Annotated in this window: 25 protein-coding genes; 12 read left to right on the forward strand and 13 right to left on the reverse strand. The window is 74.3% G+C overall.

All coding sequences use genetic code 11. The annotated features are described in order from the left end of the window. The first annotated feature begins 95 nt into the window (after positions 1-95). Positions 96-443, forward strand: a complete 348-nt coding sequence (locus ACIBR0_RS16085; RefSeq protein ID WP_396716232.1) for an STAS domain-containing protein — start codon at positions 96-98, stop codon at positions 441-443. 35 nt (positions 444-478) lie between these two features. On the opposite strand, the gene ACIBR0_RS16090 is transcribed toward ACIBR0_RS16085, so the two are convergent. Together ACIBR0_RS16090 and ACIBR0_RS16095 are read right to left on the reverse strand one after the other, a co-directional pair. Next, the gene (locus tag ACIBR0_RS16090; protein ID WP_396716234.1) at positions 479-1,684 is read right to left on the reverse strand and encodes a PP2C family protein-serine/threonine phosphatase; all 1,206 of its coding nucleotides are present in this window, start codon (positions 1,682-1,684) and stop codon (positions 479-481) included. A 45-nt stretch (positions 1,685-1,729) separates the two neighbouring features. Beyond that, positions 1,730-3,181 (reverse strand): glycoside hydrolase family 3 N-terminal domain-containing protein, encoded by a 1,452-nt coding sequence (locus ACIBR0_RS16095; RefSeq protein ID WP_396716236.1) that lies wholly within the window; start codon positions 3,179-3,181, stop codon positions 1,730-1,732. 165 nt (positions 3,182-3,346) lie between these two features. On the opposite strand from ACIBR0_RS16095, the gene ACIBR0_RS16100 reads away from it, so the two are divergent. Beyond that, on the forward strand, positions 3,347-4,522 hold the full coding sequence (locus ACIBR0_RS16100; RefSeq protein WP_357037683.1) for an ROK family transcriptional regulator: 1,176 nt from the start codon (positions 3,347-3,349) through the stop codon (positions 4,520-4,522). Between the two features lie 93 nt (positions 4,523-4,615). On the opposite strand, the gene ACIBR0_RS16105 is transcribed toward ACIBR0_RS16100, so the two are convergent. Both ACIBR0_RS16105 and ACIBR0_RS16110 read right to left on the reverse strand, forming a co-directional pair. Further along, a complete protein-coding gene (locus ACIBR0_RS16105; RefSeq protein WP_396716238.1) occupies positions 4,616-5,632 on the reverse strand; it encodes an ABC transporter permease subunit in 1,017 nt (338 codons plus the stop codon). Then, complete coding sequence (locus ACIBR0_RS16110) at positions 5,629-6,627, reverse strand: ABC transporter ATP-binding protein (RefSeq protein ID WP_396716240.1); 999 nt, start codon at positions 6,625-6,627, stop codon at positions 5,629-5,631. Before ACIBR0_RS16110 ends, ACIBR0_RS16105 begins: the two co-directional genes overlap by 4 nt. Before the next feature lie 130 nt (positions 6,628-6,757). Between ACIBR0_RS16110 and ACIBR0_RS16115 the strand changes: the two genes are divergently transcribed. After that, the gene (locus tag ACIBR0_RS16115; protein ID WP_396716243.1) at positions 6,758-7,600 is read left to right on the forward strand and encodes an ABC transporter ATP-binding protein; all 843 of its coding nucleotides are present in this window, start codon (positions 6,758-6,760) and stop codon (positions 7,598-7,600) included. A gap of 11 nt (positions 7,601-7,611) precedes the next feature. Continuing rightward, on the forward strand, positions 7,612-8,508 hold the full coding sequence (locus ACIBR0_RS16120; RefSeq protein ID WP_396716245.1) for a ribokinase: 897 nt from the start codon (positions 7,612-7,614) through the stop codon (positions 8,506-8,508). Positions 8,509-8,524: 16 nt separating this feature from the next. Here ACIBR0_RS16120 and ACIBR0_RS16125 read toward each other — a convergent pair whose 3' ends face one another. Further along, the gene (locus ACIBR0_RS16125; RefSeq protein WP_396716247.1) at positions 8,525-9,511 is read right to left on the reverse strand and encodes a helix-turn-helix domain-containing protein; all 987 of its coding nucleotides are present in this window, start codon (positions 9,509-9,511) and stop codon (positions 8,525-8,527) included. A 71-nt stretch (positions 9,512-9,582) separates the two neighbouring features. On the opposite strand from ACIBR0_RS16125, the gene ACIBR0_RS16130 reads away from it, so the two are divergent. Further along, positions 9,583-10,041, forward strand: a complete 459-nt coding sequence (locus ACIBR0_RS16130; protein ID WP_396716248.1) for a rhodanese-like domain-containing protein — start codon at positions 9,583-9,585, stop codon at positions 10,039-10,041. Between the two features lie 3 nt (positions 10,042-10,044). Here the strand turns inward: ACIBR0_RS16130 and ACIBR0_RS16135 are convergent, their stop codons facing one another. After that, positions 10,045-10,815, reverse strand: a complete 771-nt coding sequence (locus tag ACIBR0_RS16135; protein ID WP_396716250.1) for a hypothetical protein — start codon at positions 10,813-10,815, stop codon at positions 10,045-10,047. 80 nt (positions 10,816-10,895) lie between these two features. On the opposite strand from ACIBR0_RS16135, the gene ACIBR0_RS16140 reads away from it, so the two are divergent. Then, positions 10,896-12,410, forward strand: a complete 1,515-nt coding sequence (locus tag ACIBR0_RS16140) for a dienelactone hydrolase family protein (protein WP_396716252.1) — start codon at positions 10,896-10,898, stop codon at positions 12,408-12,410. Between the two features lie 36 nt (positions 12,411-12,446). On the opposite strand, the gene ACIBR0_RS16145 is transcribed toward ACIBR0_RS16140, so the two are convergent. The 4 genes from ACIBR0_RS16145 to ACIBR0_RS16160 form a co-directional block, all read right to left on the reverse strand. Beyond that, a complete protein-coding gene (locus ACIBR0_RS16145; protein WP_396716254.1) occupies positions 12,447-13,352 on the reverse strand; it encodes an alpha/beta hydrolase family protein in 906 nt (301 codons plus the stop codon). A gap of 94 nt (positions 13,353-13,446) precedes the next feature. Then, positions 13,447-13,812, reverse strand: coding sequence for a MauE/DoxX family redox-associated membrane protein (locus ACIBR0_RS16150; RefSeq protein WP_396716256.1), 366 nt, complete (start codon positions 13,810-13,812; stop codon positions 13,447-13,449). Further along, positions 13,809-14,291 carry a DUF6232 family protein gene (locus ACIBR0_RS16155; protein ID WP_357033147.1) on the reverse strand — a complete coding sequence of 161 codons (483 nt, stop codon included), beginning with the start codon at positions 14,289-14,291 and terminating at the stop codon, positions 13,809-13,811. The genes ACIBR0_RS16150 and ACIBR0_RS16155 overlap by 4 nt, the downstream gene beginning before the upstream one ends. A 348-nt stretch (positions 14,292-14,639) precedes the next feature. Further along, positions 14,640-15,116 carry a DUF6232 family protein gene (locus ACIBR0_RS16160; protein WP_396716258.1) on the reverse strand — a complete coding sequence of 159 codons (477 nt, stop codon included), beginning with the start codon at positions 15,114-15,116 and terminating at the stop codon, positions 14,640-14,642. 100 nt (positions 15,117-15,216) lie between these two features. On the opposite strand from ACIBR0_RS16160, the gene ACIBR0_RS16165 reads away from it, so the two are divergent. Together ACIBR0_RS16165 and ACIBR0_RS16170 are read left to right on the forward strand one after the other, a co-directional pair. Next, positions 15,217-15,990, forward strand: coding sequence for an enoyl-CoA hydratase-related protein (locus ACIBR0_RS16165; protein WP_396716260.1), 774 nt, complete (start codon positions 15,217-15,219; stop codon positions 15,988-15,990). A gap of 112 nt (positions 15,991-16,102) precedes the next feature. Next, positions 16,103-17,725, forward strand: a complete 1,623-nt coding sequence (locus tag ACIBR0_RS16170) for an acetolactate synthase (RefSeq protein WP_396716262.1) — start codon at positions 16,103-16,105, stop codon at positions 17,723-17,725. Positions 17,726-17,771: 46 nt separating this feature from the next. Here ACIBR0_RS16170 and ACIBR0_RS16175 read toward each other — a convergent pair whose 3' ends face one another. Genes ACIBR0_RS16175 through ACIBR0_RS16185 form a run of 3 tightly spaced genes read right to left on the reverse strand, consistent with a single transcriptional unit; the run spans position 17,772 to position 18,916 of the window. Then, positions 17,772-18,191: a PLD nuclease N-terminal domain-containing protein gene (locus ACIBR0_RS16175; protein ID WP_396716264.1), complete on the reverse strand. Its 420-nt coding sequence runs from the start codon at positions 18,189-18,191 to the stop codon at positions 17,772-17,774. Positions 18,192-18,218: 27 nt separating this feature from the next. Next, positions 18,219-18,527: a DUF202 domain-containing protein gene (locus tag ACIBR0_RS16180; RefSeq protein WP_396716266.1), complete on the reverse strand. Its 309-nt coding sequence runs from the start codon at positions 18,525-18,527 to the stop codon at positions 18,219-18,221. Then, positions 18,524-18,916: a YidH family protein gene (locus ACIBR0_RS16185; protein WP_396716268.1), complete on the reverse strand. Its 393-nt coding sequence runs from the start codon at positions 18,914-18,916 to the stop codon at positions 18,524-18,526. Before ACIBR0_RS16185 ends, ACIBR0_RS16180 begins: the two co-directional genes overlap by 4 nt. 41 nt (positions 18,917-18,957) lie before the next feature. Here ACIBR0_RS16185 and ACIBR0_RS16190 point away from each other — a divergent pair, with 41 nt between their 5' ends. The 4 genes from ACIBR0_RS16190 (at position 18,958) to ACIBR0_RS16205 (ending at position 22,112) form a co-directional block, all read left to right on the forward strand. Next, a complete protein-coding gene (locus ACIBR0_RS16190; protein WP_396716270.1) occupies positions 18,958-19,755 on the forward strand; it encodes a GNAT family N-acetyltransferase in 798 nt (265 codons plus the stop codon). Between the two features lie 2 nt (positions 19,756-19,757). After that, on the forward strand, positions 19,758-20,162 hold the full coding sequence (locus ACIBR0_RS16195) for a hypothetical protein (RefSeq protein ID WP_396716272.1): 405 nt from the start codon (positions 19,758-19,760) through the stop codon (positions 20,160-20,162). A 199-nt stretch (positions 20,163-20,361) separates the two neighbouring features. Beyond that, on the forward strand, positions 20,362-21,141 hold the full coding sequence (locus ACIBR0_RS16200; protein ID WP_396716274.1) for an electron transfer flavoprotein subunit beta/FixA family protein: 780 nt from the start codon (positions 20,362-20,364) through the stop codon (positions 21,139-21,141). A gap of 11 nt (positions 21,142-21,152) precedes the next feature. Next, positions 21,153-22,112 (forward strand): electron transfer flavoprotein subunit alpha/FixB family protein, encoded by a 960-nt coding sequence (locus ACIBR0_RS16205; protein WP_357033177.1) that lies wholly within the window; start codon positions 21,153-21,155, stop codon positions 22,110-22,112. The last annotated feature ends 79 nt before the right edge of the window (positions 22,113-22,191 follow it).

Here is a 22,191-nt window from a genome sequence, read left to right on the forward strand (position 1 = left end):
GCAACGGCCTCGGCTGGCCCCGGCCGGGGCGGCCCGATATGGTCGGTGCACGTCGACGGCGCGTTGCCCCGGCGCATCTTGACGGTGAGGCGGTCATGAACGAGGGGAACGTGGACCCCGGGCGCGTGACCGTGCGTCCGACGGGTGAGGTGGATATGTCCACCGTTGACGACCTCGACGCCGCGCTCACAGAGGCGCTGGGGCGGCCGGGGCTCTCCGAGGTGGTGGTGGATCTCGCCGACGTCAGCTTCCTCGACTCCAGTGGCGTACGCGTGCTGGTCCAGGGTGTGTCGCGGGCCCGGGAGCGCGGTGTGACGCTGCGCGTGACCGACCCGCAACCGCTGGTCGCGCGCGTCCTGCGGATCACCGCGGTCGGGCCGATGCTCGGCCTGGACGACAACGCTGGACACCCGGACGGGCGGGGCTGGCGCGGGCTCGACTGACCCGGCGCAGACCGCCGGCCTGCGGCCCCGGCCGCTCAGGGCTCGCTGCCCTCCGCCGCGGCGGCGGACCACTCGATCAGCATCAGGGTGGCGTCGTCGCCGGCGAAGGCGGCATCCCGGTGCGCGGCGACCGCATGGGTCAGCCGCCGCAGGATCTCCGCGCCGGGCAGCCCGGAGGTGATCTGCCGCTCCGCCAGGTCGGCGAGGCGCGACAGGCCGAACATCTCCCCGGCGGCGTCCCGGGCCTCGGTCACCCCGTCGGTGTGCAGCAGCAACCGGTCGCCCGGCTCCAACTGCGCCTCGGCCACCGCACCGCGCTCGTCGCCCAGGCCCAGGGGGAGCCGACGGGCACCGGTCAGCGTCCGGACGGCCCTTCCCCGGCGCAGGACGACCGGCGGCGGGTGCCCGGCCTCGACGTACCGGAGCAGGCCGGTCCGCGTGTCGAACTCGGCGAGCACGCCGGTGACGAACCGGGAGTCGGACCACATTCCGGCGATCGCCTCGTCGATTGCGCGGGCGGTCGCGGTCAGGTCCGCGCCGGCCCGCCGGGCGGCCCGCAACGTGCCCAGGGCCACCGAGGTGGTGAGCACCGCCGGCAAGCCGTGCCCCACGCCGTCGAGGATCGCCAGCGAGATGGTCCCGCCGTTCAGCGCGTAGTCGAAGGCGTCACCGCCGACCTCGTACGCCGGTTCGAGCAGGGCGTTGATCGTCGTGTCGGCGGTGGCGAACGTCAGCGGCGGCAGCAGGTTCCAGAGCAGTTCGGCGGAGACCTCCATCGGGCGGCTGCGCCGCGCCCGCTGCAGGCAGTCGCCGTAGCTGCTCTTGCTGGTCACCAGATGGCCGACCAGCCCCGCGATCAGCCGGCAGCCGTCCCACAGCGTCTCGTCGGCGAGGTCCGCTCCGGCGGTCGCGTACACCTCCAGCAGACCCAGCCGGTCGGTGCCGTTGACGATCGGCACCCAGAGCCGGGGTGGCGGGCCGTGCCCGACGTGCACCTCGACCTGGGTGAAGGCGCGCCCGGCGAGGCTGCTGTCGATCGAGAGCGGCTCGGCCGGGGGGCCGCCCGAGCCCGGCAGCGGCCGCAGGGTCCGCTGCTCCACGTCGACCAGGTAGAGGGTCGACGTGACGCCCAGCGGCCGGAGCACGTCGTCGACGGCCACCGGAAGCTCGTCGGGCGGCAACCGGTGCGACCGGGAGACGAGGTCGGCCAGGGCTCGGTGCCAGGGATCGCTCGCGCTCATCCCGCCGGGATACCCGCCCCGGGCCTGTCCCACGCCGCCCGATCGTCAGCGGGCCAGGCCGAGCACCTCTGCGGCGGCGCGGCCGTTGGCGTGGCTGGCGCCGTACGTGGTGACGAAGGCGCGGACACCGGTCGGCCGCCAGCGCGCCGGCCAGCCCATCTCGACCACCGCCACCGGGTGCGCGGCGGCCAGCGCGGTGACCAGGTCCGCGGCGCCGGGCAGCCGGTGCAGGTGCCGGCCGACGAGCACGATCGGCCGGTCCCCGGCGAGCTGCCGCAGGGTCTCCGGGGCGGTCTCGGCGGCGACCACCCGCAGTTCCTCCGCGTCGGCGAGGTGTGGGCCGAGGCCCCACGGCACCCGCCCCTCGGCGATCGTCGACGCGGCGTGCAGTTGCACGACCAGGGGGTGGTCCAGGCCGGTCAGCACCCCCTCCACCTTCACCGCGCGGCGGGCCGCCGCGTACCCGAGATCGGTGGGCGCGGCCGGCGCGGTGCCGGCGGCCCGGGTCCAGGCGGCGAGCGCGGCGGCGCGGCCGGCGGCCTCCTCGACGCGTCCGGAGTCCAGCCGGCCGTCGGCGAGCGCGGCGGTGATCTCCGCGACCACGTGCTCGACCAGGTCGGCGTCGACCTGGGCGCCGATGCAGAGCAGGTCCGCCCCGGCGGCCAGGGCGCGGACGGCGGCCGGGCCGATGCCGCCGGCGGCTACCGCCGCACCCTTCATCTCCAGGGCGTCGGTTACGACGGCGCCGGTGAAGCCGTACTCGCCGCGCAGCAGGTCGACCAGCACGGCCCGGCTGAAGGTGGCCGGACCGTCGCCGGTCAGCGCCGGCACCCGGATGTGGGCGGTCATCACCGCCCGCGCGCCCGCCGCGACGACCGCCGCGAACGGCGGCAGGTCGCGCCGGCGCAGCACCTCGACGGGTACGTCGACCAGCGGCAGTTCGTGGTGGGAGTCGGCGACCGTGGCGCCGTGGCCGGGGAAGTGCTTGGCGCAGGCGGCGACCCCGGCCGCCTGGAGTCCGGCCACCGCCGCCGCGGCGTGGGCGGCCACCCGGATCGGGTCCGCGCCGAACGAGCGGGTGCCGATGACGGGGTTGTCGTCGGCGCTGTTCACGTCGACGGTCGGCGCCAGGTTGACGGTGATCCCGAGCGCGGCCAGTTCGGCGCCGATCGCCTCGTGGACCCGTCGGGTCAGGGCGGTGTCGCCGATCGCGCCGAGGGCCGCGTTGCCCGGGTACGGGCTGCCGGTGGCGTGCGCCAGCCGGGTCACGTCCCCGCCCTCCTCGTCGATGGCGATCAGCACGTCCGACCGGCCGGCGCGCAGCGCGGCGGTGGTCGCGGCGATCTGGGACGGGTCGTGGATGTTGGTGCCGAACAGGGTGTGCCCGGCGAGGCCCTCGCCCACCAGGTCGACCGCCCAGTCCGGTGGCACCGGCCCCGGGTACGCGGCCAGCAGCGTGCCGAGCACCAGCCGGCGCAGTCCTGGATCGTGCCCCACGTGATCCTCCCTCTTGGTGCCCGGGGGGCACCGTCGTCGTACCGGAGGTGGTGATCGAGGTACCGGGTCGGCCGACCACCGCCGTCCCGGGTGGCCGATACGCTACGGCTACCCGTTCCCAGCTCCGTTTACGGTTAGCAAACTTTAGAATTTCGAGGACCTGGCATGAGTGCGACCCGGCTGCCCGGCACCCCCCGCCTGTTGCGGGCGCTCAACGACCGCGCGGCGTTGGAGCTGCTCCTGGAGCAGGGGCCGCTGACCCGGGCCCGGCTCGGCGAGCTGACCGGGTTGTCCAAGGTCACCGCCTCGCAGCTGGTCGAGCGCCTGGAGGAGCGTGGCCTGGTCACCCGGGTCGGCGAGCAGGCCGGCGGGCGGGGGCCGAACGCCCAGCTGTACGCCGTCCGACCCAACAGCGCGCACGTGGTGGGCGTGGACGTCGGGCCGGACCGGGTCGTGGCGGCCTGTGCGGACATCACCGGCGCGGTGATCGGTCGGGTCGAGCAGTCGACCCGGGACACCGACGACCCGGTGGGCGTGGTGCACAACGCGGTGGTCAAGGCGGCCAGCAGCGCCCAGGCGCAGCTGTCGAGCGTCCGGCGGATCGTGCTGGGCACCCCCGGCCTGGTGGACCCGGGCAGCGGTGACATCACGTTCGCGTTCAACCTGCCGCGCTGGCACAGCGGCCTGCTCGCCGCGCTGCGCGACGACCTGCACACCCCGGTGGTCTTCGAGAACGACGTGAACCTGGCCGCGATGGCCGAGGCGCGGTCCGGCGCCGCCCGGGGCGTACCGGACTTCGTCCTGGTCTGGGTGGGAGCCGGCGTCGGTCTGGCGATCATGCTGGGTGGACGGCTGCACCACGGCAGCAGTGGCGCGGCGGGCGAGATCGGTTACCTGCCGGTGCCCGGCGCGCCCATCCCGCGGGACGTCTCCCGCCGGGCCAAGCCGGCGTTCCAGCAGCTGATCGGAGCGGACGCGGTCCGCGCGCTGGCCCGGGAGCACGGATACCCGGACTCCTCGGCAGCCGGTGGGGTACGCGCCGCGATCGCCGACGGCACGGCCGGCGGCCCGATGCTCGACGAGGTGGCCCGCCGGCTCGCCCTCGGTGTGGCGAGCACCTGCGTCGTGCTGGACCCGCCGCTGGTGGTGCTGGCCGGTGAGGTGGGTCAGGCCGGCGGGGCGGCGCTGGCGGAGCGGGTGCAGCACGAGGTGGCGGCGATCACCCTGGTGCGGCCCCGCGTGGCGCCCACCGGGCTGACCGAGGAGCCGATCCTGAGCGGCGCGCTGCACACCGCGCTGGACGCCGTACGGGACGAGGTCTTCGGGTCCACGGTCGGGTGACCGGGTGCCGCCGCCGTCCGCCATGTGAAGGAATATTTCACCTGAGGCCCGGGTGCTGCAAGGAGTTGCCGCACCCGGGCCGCCCCGGAGGGATCAGACGAGGTCGCGGCGGCGGAACACCGCGAACGCCGCGCCGGTCAGCGCCAGGGTCACCACGAGCAGCACGACCAGACCCGGCCGCCAGGTCATCACGTAAGACGGGTCGCAGACCCAGCCGATGCCCCCGTCGGGGCAGGCCCGGCTGTCCCAGAACGTCGCCCGGCCGGTCAACCAGGCCTGCAGGTAGCTGGAGAGCATCAGCTGGTCGGGCCGCCGGGCGTCGAGGATCGTCAGCACCAGTCGCGCGCCCAGCTCCCACAGGACCGCGTACGCGGCGACCGCGCCGAGCGCCGCCGAGGTGTGCCGGCCCAGCGTGGCGATGGCGAACCCGACCGCCGAGGCGAGCAGCACCAGCAGCATCCCCCGGCCCCAGATCACGCCCAACGATCGCCAGAACTCGTCGTCGAGGACGCCGGGTTGCCCGGCCGCCTGCGCGATGAGCCAGAACGTTCCCAGGTACGCGGCCGACGCCACCAGTGCCAGCACCGCCACCGTCCCGAGCAGCGTGCCCAGCTTGGCGCCCAGCACGGACAGCCGGGCCGGTCGCCAGAGCAGCAGGTTGACGACCCCGCCGGAGTTCAGGTCCGCCCCGATGTAGGAGGCGCCGACCAGGAACCCGAACAGCACCAGGAACGCGATGAGGAAGTAGAGCAGCGGGCGCGCCTCCTGGGCGAACGTGAAGACCCCGTAGAGGAAGTCCGCCGCCACCGGCAGCCGCTCCATCCGCCCCGGGTCGATCTCGCTGCAATTCGCGGGGTAGTACTGGTCGACCTCCTCCGTCGGCAGGGCGCCCCGCTCCCGGGCCAGGCAGCGTTCGTACCCCAGCTCCAGATCGCGTCGCGCGTCGGCCGCCTGCCGCTGCGCGTCGGACACCTCGGCGACGGTCGGCCGGTGCGAGTTGGCCAGGGTGGTGGCCGCGGTGATGCCGAAGGCCGCCACCAGCAGGACGAGCATGAGCTGCACGAAGCGCCGGGCGGCCAGGCGCTCCAGCTCGGCACGGACCAGGTTCACGCGTCCACTCCTGAAGCGTCGAGGTCGACGATCGCGTCGTCGGGGCGGGTCGTGCCGTCCCCCTGGCGGGGCACCGTCGGGTGCGGTGCGGTGCCGGTCAGCTCCAGGAAGACGCTCTCCAGGTCCGGCCGCAGCGGGGTCAGCTCGCGCAGCCAGACGCCCTGCTCGCCGAGGAGCCGGCTGATCTGGGTGGCGTCGGCGACGTCGGTCACCACCAGGTGGTCCGGGTGCCCGACGACCGTCAGGTCGGCCGCCCGCAGCAGCTCCGTGGCCCGTTCCGGGTCGTCGACCCGGACCAGCACCTCGTGCCGGTCGAAACCGGCCAGGACCTCGTCGACCGGGCCGGCCGCCACCCGGCGGCCGCGCGAGATGATCGTCACGTGGTCGCAGATCAACTGGATCTCGGCCAGGATGTGGCTGGACACCAGCACCGTCACGCCCGCGTCCGCGAGGGTGCGCATGAGGTCCCGCATCTCCCGGATGCCGGCCGGGTCCAGCCCGTTCGCCGGCTCGTCGAGGATCAGCAGCTCCGGATCCTTCAACAGGGCCGAGGCCACCGCCAGGCGCTGCTTCATGCCCAGCGAGTAGCCCTTGACCCGGTCGTGGCCCCGGTCGCGCAGGCCCACCTGCTCCAGAACCTCGTCCACCCGGCTGACCGGCACCCCGCCCGCCCGGGCGAGCAGGCGCAGGGTGCGGTGGCCGGTGAAGTTGCCGAAGAACTGCGGGCTCTCCACGATCGCGCCGACCCGACCGGTCACCCGCGTCAGGCGCTCCGGCGAGCGTTCCCCGAGCACCGCCATCCGGCCGGCGTCGGCGCGGACCAGCCCGAGCAGGGCGCGCAGCGTGGTCGTCTTGCCCGACCCGTTGGGGCCGAGGAAGCCGTGGATCTGACCGGCCTCGACGACCAGGTCGAAGCCGTCGACGGCCACCCGGCGCCCGTGCCGCAGGGTGTGGAAGGTCTTGCGCAGACCCTCGATCTCGATGACCGCGCTCATCCGCGCGGCTCCCTTCTCCGACCGGGCATCCGGCGTCCTCCGGCTGTGGTGATCAATGACACGGCGCCCCACCCTATGACCAGGACACCGCCCGTGGGGGGCACCACGTGCTGCGTGGTTGGATGGGCGGGTGACTGGTGACCTGATCCCCGGCGCCCGTGGCGCCGCACCCGCACCCTCTCCCGTGGACGCGGATCTGGTGGTCAGCCTCGACGGCGTCGGCGTACGCCGGTCCGGCACGGCGCTGCTGCACGACGTGGACTGGCGGGTCGAGCTGGACGAGCGCTGGGTCGTGCTCGGCCCCAACGGTGCCGGGAAGACCACCCTGCTGAACCTCGCCGCCGGGCGACTCCACCCGACCGTCGGCACCGCACACGTGCTCGGCGAGCGCATCGGCCGCACCGACGTCACCGAGCTGCGCACCCGGATCGGCCTCTCCACCGCCGCCCTCGCCGAGCGGCTGCCCGCCGACGAGCGGGTCACCGACGTGGTGGTCACCGCCGCCTGGTCGGTCGTCGGGCGCTTTCGGGAGAGCTACGACCCCGGCGACGAGGCCCGGGCCCGCGCGCTGCTCGGCCAGCTCGGTGTCGCCGCCCTCGCCGACCGCACGTACGGCACCCTGTCGGAGGGGGAGCGCAAGCGCGTCCAGATCGCCCGGGCGCTGATGACCGACCCCGAGCTGCTGCTGCTGGACGAGCCGGCCGCCGGGCTCGACCTGGGTGGCCGGGAGGACCTGGTCGCCCGCCTGGCCGACCTGGCGTACGACCCGGACGCCCCGGCGCTGGTGCTGGTGACCCACCACGTCGAGGAGATCCCGCCGGGCTTCACCCACGCGCTGCTGCTGCGCGAGGGCGGGGTGGTGGCGCAGGGGCTGCTGGCCGACACGCTCACCGGCGACAACCTGTCCAAGACGTTCGGCCTGCCCCTGCTGGTCGAGCGGCACGGCGACCGGTACACCGCCCGCGCCGCCTGAGGAGGTACGCGGTGCCGCAGACCCGGATCGTCGTCGTGGGCAGCGCCAACATGGACCTGGTGGCTACCGCCCCCGCCCTGCCCCGTCCGGGGGAGACCGTGCTGGGCACCGACTTCGTGATGGTGGCCGGCGGCAAGGGCGCCAACCAGGCGGTCGCCGCCGTCCGGGCCGGCGCCTCCTGCGCGTTCCTCGGGGCGATCGGCTCCGACTCCTTCGGGGTCACGCTGCGCGCCCGGATCACCGCCGCCGGAGTGGACACCAGCCGGCTCCGGGTCACCTACGGCACCTCCGGTGTGGCCCTGGTCATGGTCAGCGCCGACGGCGAGAACGCGATCGTGGTGAGCCCCGGCGCGAACGCCTCGATGACCGGCCTCACGGAGGACGAGCGCTCCCTCGTACGCGCGGCCGACGTCCTGGTGGCCCAGCTGGAGATCCCGGTCGAGACGGTGACCGAGGCGGCGCTGGCCGCCCGGGACGCCGGCACCCGGGTCGTGCTCAACGCCGCGCCGGCCCGACCGCTCCCGGCGGAGCTGCTCGCCGCCACGGACCTGCTGGTGGTCAACGAGGGCGAGGCGCACGCGCTCACCGGGCGGGGGAGCGACGAGCCGCGGGCGCTGCTCGACCTGGTGCCCCGGGCGGTGCTCACGCTCGGCGGCGCGGGTGCCCTGTACGTCGATCGCGACGGCACGACCGCGCACGTCCCCGCGTTCGCGGTCGACGTGGTCGACTCGACCGCTGCCGGGGACGCGTTCACCGCCGCGCTCGCGGTGGCCTGGGGCGAGGGGCGGGAACTGCTCGACGCGGTGCGGTGGGCGGCGGCGGCCGGCGCGGCGTCCGTGCGGCGGCTCGGCGCCTCGGTGGCGCTGCCCGGCCGGGCCGAGATCGACGAGATCTACGCGCGGGCCTGACGGCGGGCGACGGGGGTCACGCCGGCCGGTCGGCCCGCGCACGGAAGGCCCGGCGGTACGCCGACGGCGAGGTCCGCATCGCCCGGCCGAAGTGGTGCCGGTAGGTGACCGGGCTGTCGAAGCCCACCGCTGCGGCCACCTCCTCCACCGGCGCGTCGGTCTCCTCCAGCAGCGCCAGGCTGGCCCGGACCCGCTGGTCGACCAGCCAGCGGATCGGGCTGGTGCCGGTGGCCCGGGCGAAGTGCCGCAGGTACGTCCGGGGTGACATGTGCGCCTGCCGCGCCAGCCGCGCCACGGTGAGCGGTTCGGTCAGGTGCGCCAGCGTCCAGTCGATGCTGCCGGCGATCCGGTCGTCGTCGGGATCGACGGCGACCGGCGCCTCGACGAACTGCGCCTGGCCGCCGTCCCGGTGCGGGGGGATCACCAGCCGCCGGGCGACGGCGTTGGCGATCGCGGCGCCGTGGTCCCGGCGTACCACGTGCACACAGAGGTCCAGGCCGGCGGCGCTGCCGGCGCTGGTGAGGATGTCGCCGTCGTCGAGGTAGAGCACGTCCGGGTCGACCCGGACGCGGGGGTGGCGGCGTGCGAGCAGGGGCGCGTACCGCCAGTGGGTGGTGGCCCGTCGACCGTCGAGCAGCCCGGCGCCGGCCAGCGCGAACGCGCCGGAGCAGATGGACATCACGCGGGCGCCGTCGCGGTGCGCCCGGCGCAGCGCGGCGACCAGCGCGGGGGAGGGGGCGACGGTCACGTCCGGCACCCCGGGAACGATCACGGTCGCGGCGGCGGCGAGGTCGTCCAGCCCGTACGGGGTGTGCAGGGCGGCGCCGCCGACCAGCGGCACCGGCCCGGGACGTTCGGCGCACACGGTCAGCGTGTACCAGGGCACGTCGAACTCCGGCCGGGGCAACCCGAACACCTCGGTGACGATCCCGGTCTCGAAGACCGACATCCCGGGATACGCCAGCACGGCGACGCTCCGGTCGCCCTCCACCCGTCCCGCCATGGCGGAATGTTAGCGGTGGACGGCGTTCCGGCCACTCGTCCGAACTGCCGGACCGGCCGCAGGATCAGGCCATGACACAGACGTTCGCCGTGCCCGCCGCGCCCTCGGCCACCGCCGCCGCCCACTTCCTCGCCCGCCTCGGCGTCGAGACCGACGTCAGCGACGTGCACGCCGACCTCACCGCCGGGACGCCCGGCCTGGTGGTCGTCGACTCGCGGGGCGACGTCGCCTGGCGGCAGGGGCACCTGCCCGGCGCGCTGCACCTGCCGACCGCCGCGATCGCCGCCCGGGCCGCCGACCTCGTGCCGGCCGGGTCCCGGGTGGTCACCTACTGCTGGGGCCCCGGCTGCAACGGCGCGACGCGCGCGGCGCTGGAGTTCGCCCGGCTCGGCTACGCGGTCAAGGAGATGCTCGGCGGGTACGAGTACTGGGTGCGCGAGGGACTGCCCGTCGTCACGCCCGACGGCCTCGTCCGGCGCCCCGCCGACGAGCTGACCGCACCCCGGTCCACGGTCACCTGCGACTGCTGAGGCTCACTCGACCGGGTCGTCGCTGAGCCGCTCGCCGCGTCGGCGCAGCATGCCGAGACCGGGGATGCCGGCGACGGCGAGCTTCAGGTCGCGGGTGACGTCCAGCAGGTCGTGCAGGTCCGGGCCGACCCGGTCCAGGGTGGCCAGGATCGGCAGGATGTCGGCACTGAGGTGCTGCTTGAGCTTGGGCAGTTCGTCGACGAGCCGGATCGCCGCCGTCACCTCCTCGTGACTGAGCTGCTCGACGAAACGGTTCGCCATCGGCGCGCCCCGGCGCAGCGCCGGCTCGTACGCCGCCAGCAGCTCCGCGGCGGTGGCCGCCGCCTCCGCGGCGGTGCCCACCGTGCCGGCGGCCCGCCCGGCCACCGAGTCCGCCTCGGCGACCACCGCGCCGGCCGCGCGGGCCACCTTCTCCGCATCGCCGACGACGAGCGCGGCGGCCCCCGACACCCGCTCGGCCTCACCCACCACCCGGGCCGCCGCAGCGGCGACCTCGGTCGCGGTGTCGATGGCGGTGGTCGCCGCGGCGCTGATCACCGCGACCTCCGCGACCGCCGCCTCGGCGTCGGTGAGCACCCGGTCGGTGCGGTCCAGGGTCTCCTCGATCCGGTCCACCACCCCGTTGATCCGCGCCAGCAGCGCCTCCACGCCGTCCAGCACCGCGAAGGCGCGGGCCGGCACGGCGGCGAACGACGCCGCCGAGCCGAAGGCCTGGTCGAGGGCGCTGCGGGTGCGGCCGACGACCTCGGTCGGCCGGGGGAGTGGGATAGCCATGGCGCAAGTGTGCGCTGCCGGTGCACGCTCCGCCGGTCGAGGCATCCGCCGGTCGCGGTCTCCGGCGGTAGGGTGCCGGCATGTCGGCCCCCTCGCCGCCGCGTCCGCCCCGCACCGCCGCCGTCCTCGCCGTGCTCGCCGCGCTCCTGGTGGCCCTCGGGGCGTACGGGTCGGCGCGCGCCTCCGACGGGCTCACCGTGCGGCACGTCACCGTGGCCGGGGTGCCGTTGACCGAGGTCCGGGCCTCCCCGCAGGCCGACGTGGGCCGGCGACCGGGTGTGGTGGTCGCGCACGGCTTCGCCGGTTCCGCCCGGCTGATGCGGCCGATCGCCGACACCGTGGCCCGCGATGGCATGGTGGCGCTGTTGCTGGACTTCGCCGGGCACGGCGCCAACCCGGGGCGGCTCGGCGGGGGCGGCCGGGGCGCGTCGGAGGAGACTCTCGCCGCCGACCTGGACGTGGCCGTCGCGCACCTGCGCGGCCTCCCGGACGTGGACCCGGAGCGGATCTACCTGGTCGGGCACTCGATGGGGGCGGGCGCGGTCACCCGCTGGGCCGCCGACCATCCGGAGATCCGCCGCACCGTGGCGATCTCGCTGCCGGACGCGGGCGACGCCGGGGGCGCCCGTCCGGCCGATCTGCTGCTGATCGTCGGCGGGGCCGAGTTCCCCGACTTCCGCCGGGCGGCCGAGGAGGCGGCGGGGCAGGGCGGCAGCACCAGGCGGCTGGTGGAGGTGCCGGGGGTGGAGCACATCTCGGTGCTCTTCGCCGCGCGTACCCACGCCGAGGTCGCCGCGTGGCTCCCGTCGGACGGCGGGTCCGGTGCGCGACCCACCGCCCGGCTCCTTCCGGCGGGGCTTCTGCTGCTCGGTCTGGGGCTGGGCTACGTACCCCTGACCGTCCTCGCGCTGGGGCGCCGGTCGGCCCGTCCGCGACCGCCGGCGTCGTCACCGGGGAAGCTGCTCGCGGTCGCGGTGGTCGCCGCGGGCGTCGGCGCGGCGGTTGCGGCGCTCGTCCCCACCGCCCGGCTGCCGCTCGCCGTGGGCGGTCACGTCATCGGATTCCTGCTGGTCAGCGGCCTGCTGTTGGCCGTAGCCGGGCGCTGGTCACCGCCGCGCGCGCTGGCGTCCGCGCCGCTCGGGCAGGGCACCGCCACCCCGGTCGAGCACCTCGGGACGGCACGGTCCGTGGTCGCCGCCGTGCTGCTCACCGGGTACGCGGTGCTCGCCGTCGCGGTCCCGATCCACCTCGGACTGACCTCGGCGCTGCCGGTCGGCGCCCGGTGGTGGCTGCTGCCGGTCGCCGCCACCGGCTGTCTGGTCTTCCTGGCCGGCGCGGAACGGGTCTCCGGCGGCCGGACCGGACGGCACGCCGTGGTGGGCGTGCTCGCCGTGCTCGCCCTGACCGCCTCGGCGGTGGTCGGTCTGGCGCCCGGCTTCGTGCTGCTGGTGGTGCCGCTCTTCGCGTTGCTGGTGGTGTGGCAGGTGGCCTGGGCGGCGGTGCTGCGTGGGGCGGGTGCGCCGTCCTGGCTGCCACCGGTGGTCGGCACGGCCCTGCTGGCCTGGCCGGTGGCCACCACACTGCCGCTGACCTGACCGGCGGGCCGGGAGGCCCGCCGGTCAGGCCCGGTGTCAGCGGACGCCCTCGAAGCTGACCGCCGGATCGGTCTGGGCGGGCGTTCCCCAGACCGCGTCGTCGTACGCGAGGTCCCCGGCCAGGTGCCGCAGGAACCACTGGGTGAGCAGCCGCTTGCTGATCTGCAGCTGGGTGGCCCGGCTGATGCCGCCGCTGTCGCAGAAGAGCGAGGAGGAGTCCATGAAGCCGCAGTGGTAGCCACCCCGGATGATCCGCAGCTGCTTCGCCGGCAGCTTGCTGGTGTAGATCGGGCGCTGGTGGTCGGCCACTCCGGCGATCGAGTCCCGCTCGCCGGCGACGAGCTGCACCGGGAGGGTCAGCGTGGCGGCGGCGGCCTTCGCGGACGGGTTGGTCTCGGCGGCGGCGAGGTTCGCCACGGTCACCACCCGCGGGTTCCGGGCCGCCGCGAGGATGCTCGCACCGCCCCCCATGGAGTGGCCGGACAGGCCCAGCCGGTCGGTGCTGACACGTCCGGCGAAGCGGGACCCGCTCGTCGTGTCCTGCGCCACGGCCCAGGTCAGTGCCGCGTTGAGGTCGTCGGCGAAGGCGCTGTGGCTGGGCGAGAAGCCGCCCTGCGAGCCGGGGGCGATGACGATGAAGCCCCATGAGGCGAGGTGCGCGAGGGTCGACTGGTACCGCGAGATGGACTGGAGGAAGCCGTGGCCGAAGGCGATCGCCGGGAACCGGCCGGTGGCCACCGGCTGGGCGTTGCCGGCGGCGGTGGCCGGGTAGTGGACCCGGGCGGAGAAGGAGCGGCCCGCCGCGCTGACCGTGGTGTCGACGTAGCCGGCCGCGTACGCGCCGGGCAGGCCCGGATCGGGTGCGGACGCCTGGGCGCCGAGCGGTGCGGGGAGCATCAGGGCGAGGACTGTCGCGGCGGCGGTGACGAGCCTTCTCAGCATGACTGCCTCCTCATATCGATGACGTTCACCGTCCAATGAGGAGAGCATCCGTCGGGGGTGACGCGCACACCCCGATTCGTCCATAACCGCGGTGTTATGACCGGGCGACGCGCAGCGCCCACCAGATCAGCGGGGCCTGCAGCGGGACCCGGCCGTAGGCCACCGCCCGCCACGCCGGGGACCGGCGCCGCCAGTCCATCGCCATCTGCACGTTGGCCGGCAGCACCGCCGCGAACAGCGCGGCGGCGGCCAGACCACCGGTCCGGCGGGTCGCCGGATGCGCGACCGCCGCCGCCACCGCCAGCTCCGCGACCCCGCTGGCGTACGTCCACGCGCGGGCCGGGCCGGGCAGGGGCCGCGGCACGATCGGGTCGTAGAACTCCGGCCGCACGAGGTGGGTGATCCCGGTGGCGGTGAGCAGTCCGGCCAGGGCGACGGCACTGCCGCGTCCACCGCTCACCGAGGGTCCTCCCGTTGTTCGACGGCGCGCTGTACCGCGCGGTAGATCTGCCCGAACCGTAGCGCGTCCGGTGTCCGCAGCAGCAGCACCTCCCGCCCGTGGTGCTGCACCCACAGCTCGTGCACCTTGTTGCCGCGCTCGTAGGAGCGGTCCAGCCAGCCGAGCGGGATCTCCAGGAAGGGGGTGAGCGCCAGCGCCAGGACCGCGCAGGCGGCGATGATGATGAGCGCGAGTGTCCACTGCCCCCGGTCCTGCGCGGACCAGGCCAGCGAGAGCGCGCACACCACCGCCACCAGCGGCGGCAGGGACAGGAGCAGGACGAGGACCCCCCGGCTGAACACCCGGCCGCGTACGGCCAGCGTGGTGCGCCCCCGCGCGTGCCAGACGAACGTCACCTCGGCGAGCGACACCGCGTGGCCGCCCACCCGGATCGACTCGGACGTCACCTGCACCGCGTCGTCCCGGTAATAGAGCGTCATCACTAAGCTGTAGCACCCTCGGGCCAGGTGCGCCCGTGGCCCGGACGCCTTGCCGTACCGGCGGGACATGGGTCTGTCCGCGACGCTGTCGAGCTGAACCGTTCACGACATCAGGCCGTCGCGTCTCCGCGCCCGCACGCACCGCAGGTGTGGCCGTGCCCGCCGGACGCGGGTGCCGGCACCGGTCGGACCTCGGGCCGACGCGTGATCCACCCACGACATCAGCTCGATAGGGCCCGGCAGGCATGTCCCCGGTCCCGCTGGACCCGGCCGCGCCGCCCCGTGACCGGCGCCAGCGGACCGTCGTCACGAAGGACCCGCCCGAGCGGCGAACCGGCTGCCCCGGCCTCAGCGGTGGCGGTGCGGCACCGGCTGGCCGGCCTCGACGGCACGCTGCACCGCACGGTAGACCTGGCCGAACCGCAGCGCGTCACCCGTGCTCAGCAGCCGGATCGACTGACCACGCCAGCGGGCCCACATCTCCAGCTGCCGGCTGCCCCGGGCGTACGACCGGTCGAGGTGTTCGAAGAGGAAGTCGGCGACCGGCCCGACGGCGAGCCCGACCAGCACCGAGGCACCCACGATCGCGATCGTGACGGTGGCGGAGCGGTCCAGCCAGAGGGCCAGCGCGATGCCGAGGCCGGCGGCGACCAGGGGACCGGTGAGCGCCGCCCCGATCGCGCCGCGGCCGGCGAGCACCCGCCAGGAGCGGCTGCCCCGGCGGTGCCAGACCGCGCTGATCTCGGCCAGCGGGAAGGTGCGGCCGTCCACCCGGACGGCGGAGGAGGTGACCTGGATCGACCTGTCGTCGTAGTACGTGATCATGGCGGTACTCCCGGTAGCGGGCCTGGCACCAGACTACGTACCCCAACGGGCCGGGCCGTAAGGTTGGCACGCTACTTCGACGAGGAAGTGAGGGGACAGCGTGGGCGAGTTCGTGCGGCTGGAGACCAGGGACGGGATCGGCACCATCCGGCTGGAGCGGCCGCCGATGAACGCGCTCAACACCCAGGTGCAGGAGGAGTTGCGCGCCGCGGCCTCGGCGGCCACCGCCGACGCGGACGTGCGTGCCGTCATCGTGTACGGCGGGGAGAAGGTCTTCGCCGCCGGCGCGGACATCAAGGAGATGGCCGACATGTCCTACGTGGACATGGCGGAGCGTGCCGCGGACCTGTCCAGCGCGCTCGGCGCGATCGCGCGGATCCCGAAGCCGGTCGTCGCCGCGATCACCGGGTACGCCCTCGGTGGCGGCTGCGAGCTGGCCCTCGCCTGCGACTGGCGGGTGGTGGCCTCCGACGCCAAGCTCGGGCAGCCGGAGATCAAGCTCGGCATCATCCCGGGTGCCGGCGGCACCCAGCGGCTGGCCCGCCTCGTCGGCCCGGCCCGCGCCAAGGACCTCATCATGTCCGGCCGGATGGTGGACGCCGACGAGGCGCTGCGGATCGGTCTCGCCGACCGGGTCGCCCCGGCCGCCGAGGTATACGACACGGCGGTCGAGCTGGTCCGCCCGTACCTGAGGGGTCCCATGCAGGCGCTGCGCGCCGCGAAGCTCGCGGTCGACAGCGGCCTGGACATGGACCTCGCCTCCGGCCTGGCGTGGGAGAGTCAGCTCTTCGCGGCGCTCTTCGCGACCGACGACCGGCGCGAGGGCATGGCCGCCTTCGTGGAGAAGCGCAAGCCGGACTTCACGGGCCGCTGAGTCACGCCACCGGGTCGGCGGCGGATCCCGCCGCCGACCCGAGAGCGGTTCACATTCGTTGTACCGGTGAGTAACGTGTGACTCCGGTCATGCGGACGAAGGGGAACGGGCTATGACGGAGCGGATCGAAGGGCACGGCGGGGATCTCGCACTGGCGGCGCTGCGCGCGTACGGGGTGCGGGAGATGTTCACCCTCTCCGGCGGGCACGTCTTCCCGCTCTACGACGCCGCGCACAAGGCCGGCTTCCCGCTCTACGACGTCCGGCACGAGCAGTCGGCCGTCTTCGCCGCCGAGGCGGTGGCGAAGCTGCAACGCCGGCCCGGCCTCGCGGTGCTCACCGCCGGCCCCGGCGTCACCAACGGCATCTCCGGGCTGACCAGCGCGTACTTCAACGCGTCCCCGGTGCTGGTGCTCGGCGGGCGGGCCCCGCAGTTCCGCTGGGGCTCGGGCAGCCTCCAGGAGATGGACCACCTGCCGCTGGTCGCCCCGGTCACCAAGCACGCCGAGACGGTCTTCAGCACCGACGACATCCCGCGCGCGGTCACCGCGGCGCTGACCGCCGCGCTCACGCCGCACCGCGGCCCGGTGTTCCTCGACCTCCCCCTGGAGGCGGTCTTCTCGGTCGCCGACGCCGAGCTGCCCGCGCTGCCCGGCATCGCGCCGGTCGAGGCCGACCCGGGGGAGGTGACGAAGGCCGCCGGGCTGATCGCCGGCGCCTCGCGCCCGGTGATCATCGCCGGCTCCGACGTGTACGCCGGTGACGCCGTCGACGCCCTGCGGGCGGCTGCCGAGGCGTTGCAGGTGCCGGTCTTCACCAACGGCATGGGCCGCGGCGCCCTGCCGCCGGAGCACCCGCTCGCCTTCGCGAAGGCCCGCCGGGTCGCGCTCAAGGGCGCCGACGTGGTGGTGGTGGTCGGCACCCCGCTGGACTTCCGGCTCAGCTTCGGCGACTTCGGCGACGCGCGGGTGGTGCACATCGTCGACGCCCCCAGCCAGCGGGCCGGGCACGTCGAGCCGGCCGCCGGCCCCGCCGGTGACCTGCGGCTGATCCTCACCGCGCTGGCCGACCACCGGGGTGACCGGGTCGACCACGCCGACTGGGTCGCCGAGCTGCGCGTCGCCGAGGACGCCGCGAAGGCCCGCGACGCCGAGGAGATGGCCGCCGAGACCGACCCGATCCGTCCCGCCCGGATCTACGGCGAGCTGCGCAAGGTCCTCGCCCGCGACGCGGTCACGATCGGCGACGGCGGCGACTTCGTCTCGTACGCCGGCCGCTACCTGGAGCCGGCGCAGCCCGGCACCTGGCTCGACCCCGGCCCGTACGGCTGCCTCGGCACCGGGATGGGTTACGCGATGGGCGCCCGGGTCAGCTACCCCGACCGGCAGATCTGCGTGCTGATGGGCGACGGCGCGGCGGGCTTCTCGCTGATGGACGTGGAGTCCCTGGTCCGGCAGAAGCTGCCGGTGGTGATCGTGGTCGGCAACAACGGCATCTGGGGCCTGGAGAAGCACCCGATGCGCGCGATGTACGGGTACGACGTGGCCGCCGACCTCCAGCCCGAGCTGCGCTACGACCAGGTGGTGACCGCCCTCGGCGGTGCCGGCGAGACGGTGGCGAAGGCCGGCGACCTCGGCCCGGCGCTGCGTCGGGCGTTCGACGCCGGTGTGCCGTACCTGGTCAACGTGCTCACCGACCCGACCGACGCGTACCCCCGCTCGTCGAACCTCGCCTGAGCGACACCCTCCGCCGTCGCCGGCAGCCCGGCGACGGCGGAGGCGCTCACCGGGCGCGGGGCGGGTCCTCCTCGCGCGGCGGCTCGCCCTCGCGGCGGCGCAGGTCGTCCTCGCGGCGGCGCAGGTCGTCCTCCCACTGGCGGAACAACTCGTCGTCCTTGCGGGACCGCTCTTCGATGGAGCGGAGGAACTCGGGGTCGTCGTCGGGGGCGACCGTACGGGCGCGCTTCCGCTCAGAGAAGCCGTCGCCGGTCGGCCACGGCGTCCGGGGGCGGGCGCCGGTGGAGGTGCGGCCGGCGACGAACCAGGCGATCGAGCCGACCAGCGGGAAGAACAGGATGATCAGCACCCACGCGATCCGGGGCAGGGCGCGGATCTCGCCCTCCTCGGCGGAGAGACAGCTGATCAGCGCGCAGACGGCGAGGACGATCTGCGCGACGAAGAAGAGGACGTACAACCGGGCCATGCACCCATCATGGCGCAGGCGTCCACCTCACCACAGCCCGCGTACGACCAGAAGAGCGCCGAGTATCGCGAAACCGGCGGTGGCGAGGGCCACCAGCGGCAGGGCGCGTCCGTAGGTGCCGGACGGTTCGCTGCCGGTGCCGCGTCGCCAGCACACCCGTAGCGCCGCGCCCCAGCCCACCACCGCGACCCCGGCGAGCAGCGCACCGGCCACGTCGCCGGCGAGCGCGAGGCGCACGCTCAGCACCATGATCACTGTCAGGGCCAGCGCGGTGCGTCGCCAGGCCAGTTGGGTCCGCTCGGGTTGCAGGCCCGGGTCCCGCGCGTGCCCGGTCACCGGTCGCCGACGGCCCGGGACAGCACCGCGGCCACCAGCAGCAGCGCGCCCAGGCCGACGGAGAGGGCGAGCACCGCGGGGAAGCGGGAGGCGGGCAGTTCCTCGCCGAGCCGGATGGCCCGCTCGGTACGCGCCCAGTGGTCGACGGCCCGCACCGCGACCGTCCCGCCGAGCAGCAGCAGCGCGACGGCGATGATCTCCCGCAGGTGCGCCAGCGGCAGCGGCGGCAGGAACTGGGCGACGGCGAGCCCGCCGGCGACCAGCGCCAGCCCGGTACGGAGCCACGCCAGGAAGGTCCGCTCGTTGGCCAGCGAGAACCGGTAGTCCGGGGTGCTGCCGACCGAGCGGAGGTCGCGCGGGTCGAACCACCGCCGAATCGCCTGCCACACGCGATCGATTATCCGCTTCCTCCCGGTCGTAGGCTGGGACGGTGACGGATCTTGATGTGACGATGCTGCGCACCACGTACGACCGTCAGCTGCGGGCCTGGGTCCCGGACCCGCTGCCGGCCGGCGTCACGGTGGAGCACGACGGTCCGCTGGTGCGGATCATCGGCCTCGACCACGGCGGGTTCCTGACCTACCGTGACCTGGGCGGGCTCGACGGCCCGGACCTGGACGCGCTCATCGCGCGTCAGGTGGAGGACTTCCGGCGGCGGGGCCAGTCGGTGGAATGGAAGCTGCACGGCCACGACCAGCCCGCCGACCTCCCGGACCGGCTGCGCGCCGCCGGCTTCGAGCCGGAGCCGGAGGAGACCGTCGTGATCGGCCCGGCCGCGCTGCTCGCGGCCGCACTCCCGGTGGTTCCCGAGGGCGTACGCCTGCGTGAGGTGACCGCCCGCGCGGACCTGGAGCGGATAGCGGCGATGGAGGAGGCGGTGTGGAACTCCGACCGCAGCCACCTGGTGACCGGTCTGGAGAAGGAGATCGCCGCCGACCCGCACTCGATCACCGTGGTGGTGGCCGAGGCGGGGGACGAGGTGGTCAGCGCGGGGTGGGTGCGCTATGTGCCGGGCACCGCCTTCGCCACCCTCTGGGGTGGTTCGACGCTCGCGCCGTGGCGACGGCGGGGCATCTACCGGGCGTTGGTCACCTACCGGGCCCGCCTGGCCGTCCAGCGCGACCGGACGCTCCTGCAGGTCGACGCCTCGTCGGAGAGCCGGCCGATCCTTCAGCGGCTCGGTCTCGTCCCGGTCACCACGACCACTCCGTACGTCTACACTCCGTGATCATGGCGGAGCGGTTGACGGCCGAGGAGCGGCTGACTCTCAAGACGGGTGCCTTCGGCGCGGTTTTCCTGGTGTCCAATGCCGATCCGGGCATGGTGGCGGTGTTCCGGGAGAGCTTCGCCGCGTCGGGGGCGCTGGCCGACACCAGCGGGGCGGTGAAGGAGGCGCTGACCACGGGTCCACTGCCGAAGATGCCCCGCGACCCGGCGCAGATCGAGTCGGTGGTGCTGCCGGCGCTGGCCCGGGCGCTGGAGATCCTGCGGGAAAAGTCCCCGGCCGACGTGGCGACCTACCGGGACGTGGTGCTGGCCGCGGCGGACCGGGTGGCCCGGGCGCACCGGGGCGTCGCCCCGGAGGAGGCGGCGATGATCGACCGGATCAGGGCCGTGCTGGCTCAGCCGGCCTGAGTAGGGCTTACCCGGCGCTGGTGCCGTGGTGAGCTGTGTCACTTCACCGGCTCCGAGGCTCGAAGCTACTGGCAGGTAACATTGCGCCGTGGGCAACTGCACAGCAGCCCGCGGTTGACCGAGCGTTAAGTCACGCGGCAGGCTGCGCCCCAGACCGGGCGAGCGATCGCAACACCAACAGGAGGGTCGTCGAAGCGCGATGAACATCGTCGTACTCGTCAAGCAGGTGCCCGATTCGGGCGCGGACCGCAACCTGCGTACTGACGACAACACCGTCGACCGCGGTTCGGCGAACAACGTCATCAACGAGATGGACGAGTACGCCATCGAGGAGGCGTTGAAGATCAAGGAGGCGCACGGCGGCGAGGTCACCATCCTGACCATGGGTCCGGACCGGGCGACCGAGTCGATCCGCAAGGCGCTCTCCATGGGCCCGGACAAGGCCGTCCACGTGGTGGACGACGCCCTGCACGGCTCCTGCGCCGTGGCCACCTCGAAGGTGCTCGCCGCCGCCCTCGGCCAGCTGAACGCCGACCTGGTGATCTGTGGCGCCGAGTCGACCGACGGCCGGGTCCAGGTCATGCCGCACATGATCGCCGAGCGGCTGGGCGTCGCCGCCCTGACCGGCGCGCGCAAGCTCACCGTCGACGGCTCCACGCTGACCGTCGAGCGGCAGACCGAGGAGGGCTACGAGGTGGTCACCGCCTCGACCCCGGCCGTCGTCTCCGTGTGGGACACCATCAACGAGCCGCGCTACCCGTCCTTCAAGGGCATCATGGCCGCCAAGAAGAAGCCGGTGCAGACGCTCTCCCTGGGTGACCTCGGTGTCGCCCCGACCGAGGTGGGCTTCGACGGTGCCACCAGCGCCGTGCTGGAGCACACCAAGCGCCCGCCGCGCTCCGGCGGCGCGAAGATCACCGACGAGGGCGAGGGCGGCGTCAAGCTGGTCGAGTTCCTCGCCACCGAGAAGTTCGTGTGAGAGGTCTGGACATGTCTGAGGTTCTCGTCGTCGTCGAAGCCACCAAGGAATTCGGCGTCAAGAAGGTCACCCTGGAGATGCTCACCCTCGCCCGCGAGCTGGGCACCCCGAGCGCGGTGGTGCTCGGCGGCGCCGGCGCGGCCGAGGCGCTGAGCGCCAAGCTGGGCGAGTACGGCGCGGAGAAGATCTACGCCGCCGAGGGCGAGGAGATCGACGGCTACCTGGTCGCCCCCAAGGCGACCGTGCTCGCCGAGCTGGTCAAGCGGGTGCAGCCGGCCGCCGTGCTGCTCGCCTCCGCCCAGGAGGGCAAGGAGATCGCCGCCCGCCTCGCCGTCAAGCTGGACAACGGCATCCTGACCGACGTGGTCGGCCTGGACGCCGACGGCACCGCGACCCAGGTCGCCTTCGCCGGCTCCACCATCGTCAAGTCCAAGGTCACCAAGGGCCTGCCGCTGGTCACCGTCCGGCCGAACTCGGTCAACCCGACCCCCGCGGCGGCCACCCCGGCCGTCGAGCAGCTCACCGTGTCGGTCACCGACACCGACAAGCTGGCCAAGGTCGTCGACCGGGTCGCCGAGCAGAAGGGCTCCCGCCCGGAGCTGACCGAGGCCGGGATCGTCGTCTCCGGCGGTCGCGGTGTCGGCAACGCCGACAACTTCAAGCTGGTCGAGGAGCTGGCCGACCTGCTCGGCGGCGCCGTCGGCGCCTCCCGGGCGGCCGTCGACTCCGGCTACTACCCCCACCAGTTCCAGGTGGGCCAGACCGGCAAGACGGTCTCCCCGCAGCTCTACGTCGCGCTCGGCATCTCCGGTGCCATCCAGCACCGGGCCGGCATGCAGACGTCGAAGACCATCGTCGCGGTCAACAAGGACGGCGAGGCGCCGATCTTCGAGCTGGCCGACTTCGGCGTGGTGGGCGACCTGTTCAAGATCGTGCCGCAGGCCGCCGAGGAGATCCGCAAGCGCAAGTGAGCTGAGTACGAGCTCTTCGAGGGCCGGGAACCGCGAGTCGGTTTCCGGCCCTCGTCGTGCGGTCGCTGCCCCCGCGATC

This window comes from Micromonospora sp. NPDC049497 (assembly GCF_044465805.1).
Classification (GTDB): Bacteria; Actinomycetota; Actinomycetes; order Mycobacteriales; family Micromonosporaceae; genus Micromonospora.

What these genes read in the sequence shown, in the direction of transcription:
- ACIBR0_RS16085 (WP_396716232.1), top strand. Translation starts at nt 96, where the DNA reads ATGAACGAGGGGAACGTGGACCCCGGGCGCGTGACCGTGCGTCCGACG.
- ACIBR0_RS16090 (WP_396716234.1), bottom strand. Translation starts at nt 1,684, where the DNA reads ATGAGCGCGAGCGATCCCTGGCACCGAGCCCTGGCCGACCTCGTCTCC.
- ACIBR0_RS16100 (WP_357037683.1), top strand. Translation starts at nt 3,347, where the DNA reads ATGAGTGCGACCCGGCTGCCCGGCACCCCCCGCCTGTTGCGGGCGCTC.
- ACIBR0_RS16110 (WP_396716240.1), bottom strand. Translation starts at nt 6,627, where the DNA reads ATGAGCGCGGTCATCGAGATCGAGGGTCTGCGCAAGACCTTCCACACC.
- ACIBR0_RS16125 (WP_396716247.1), bottom strand. Translation starts at nt 9,511, where the DNA reads ATGGCGGGACGGGTGGAGGGCGACCGGAGCGTCGCCGTGCTGGCGTAT.
- ACIBR0_RS16130 (WP_396716248.1), top strand. Translation starts at nt 9,583, where the DNA reads ATGACACAGACGTTCGCCGTGCCCGCCGCGCCCTCGGCCACCGCCGCC.
- ACIBR0_RS16135 (WP_396716250.1), bottom strand. Translation starts at nt 10,815, where the DNA reads ATGGCTATCCCACTCCCCCGGCCGACCGAGGTCGTCGGCCGCACCCGC.
- ACIBR0_RS16140 (WP_396716252.1), top strand. Translation starts at nt 10,896, where the DNA reads ATGTCGGCCCCCTCGCCGCCGCGTCCGCCCCGCACCGCCGCCGTCCTC.
- ACIBR0_RS16145 (WP_396716254.1), bottom strand. Translation starts at nt 13,352, where the DNA reads ATGCTGAGAAGGCTCGTCACCGCCGCCGCGACAGTCCTCGCCCTGATG.
- ACIBR0_RS16155 (WP_357033147.1), bottom strand. Translation starts at nt 14,291, where the DNA reads ATGACGCTCTATTACCGGGACGACGCGGTGCAGGTGACGTCCGAGTCG.
- ACIBR0_RS16160 (WP_396716258.1), bottom strand. Translation starts at nt 15,116, where the DNA reads ATGATCACGTACTACGACGACAGGTCGATCCAGGTCACCTCCTCCGCC.
- ACIBR0_RS16170 (WP_396716262.1), top strand. Translation starts at nt 16,103, where the DNA reads ATGACGGAGCGGATCGAAGGGCACGGCGGGGATCTCGCACTGGCGGCG.
- ACIBR0_RS16175 (WP_396716264.1), bottom strand. Translation starts at nt 18,191, where the DNA reads ATGGCCCGGTTGTACGTCCTCTTCTTCGTCGCGCAGATCGTCCTCGCC.
- ACIBR0_RS16195 (WP_396716272.1), top strand. Translation starts at nt 19,758, where the DNA reads ATGGCGGAGCGGTTGACGGCCGAGGAGCGGCTGACTCTCAAGACGGGT.
- ACIBR0_RS16200 (WP_396716274.1), top strand. Translation starts at nt 20,362, where the DNA reads ATGAACATCGTCGTACTCGTCAAGCAGGTGCCCGATTCGGGCGCGGAC.
- ACIBR0_RS16205 (WP_357033177.1), top strand. Translation starts at nt 21,153, where the DNA reads ATGTCTGAGGTTCTCGTCGTCGTCGAAGCCACCAAGGAATTCGGCGTC.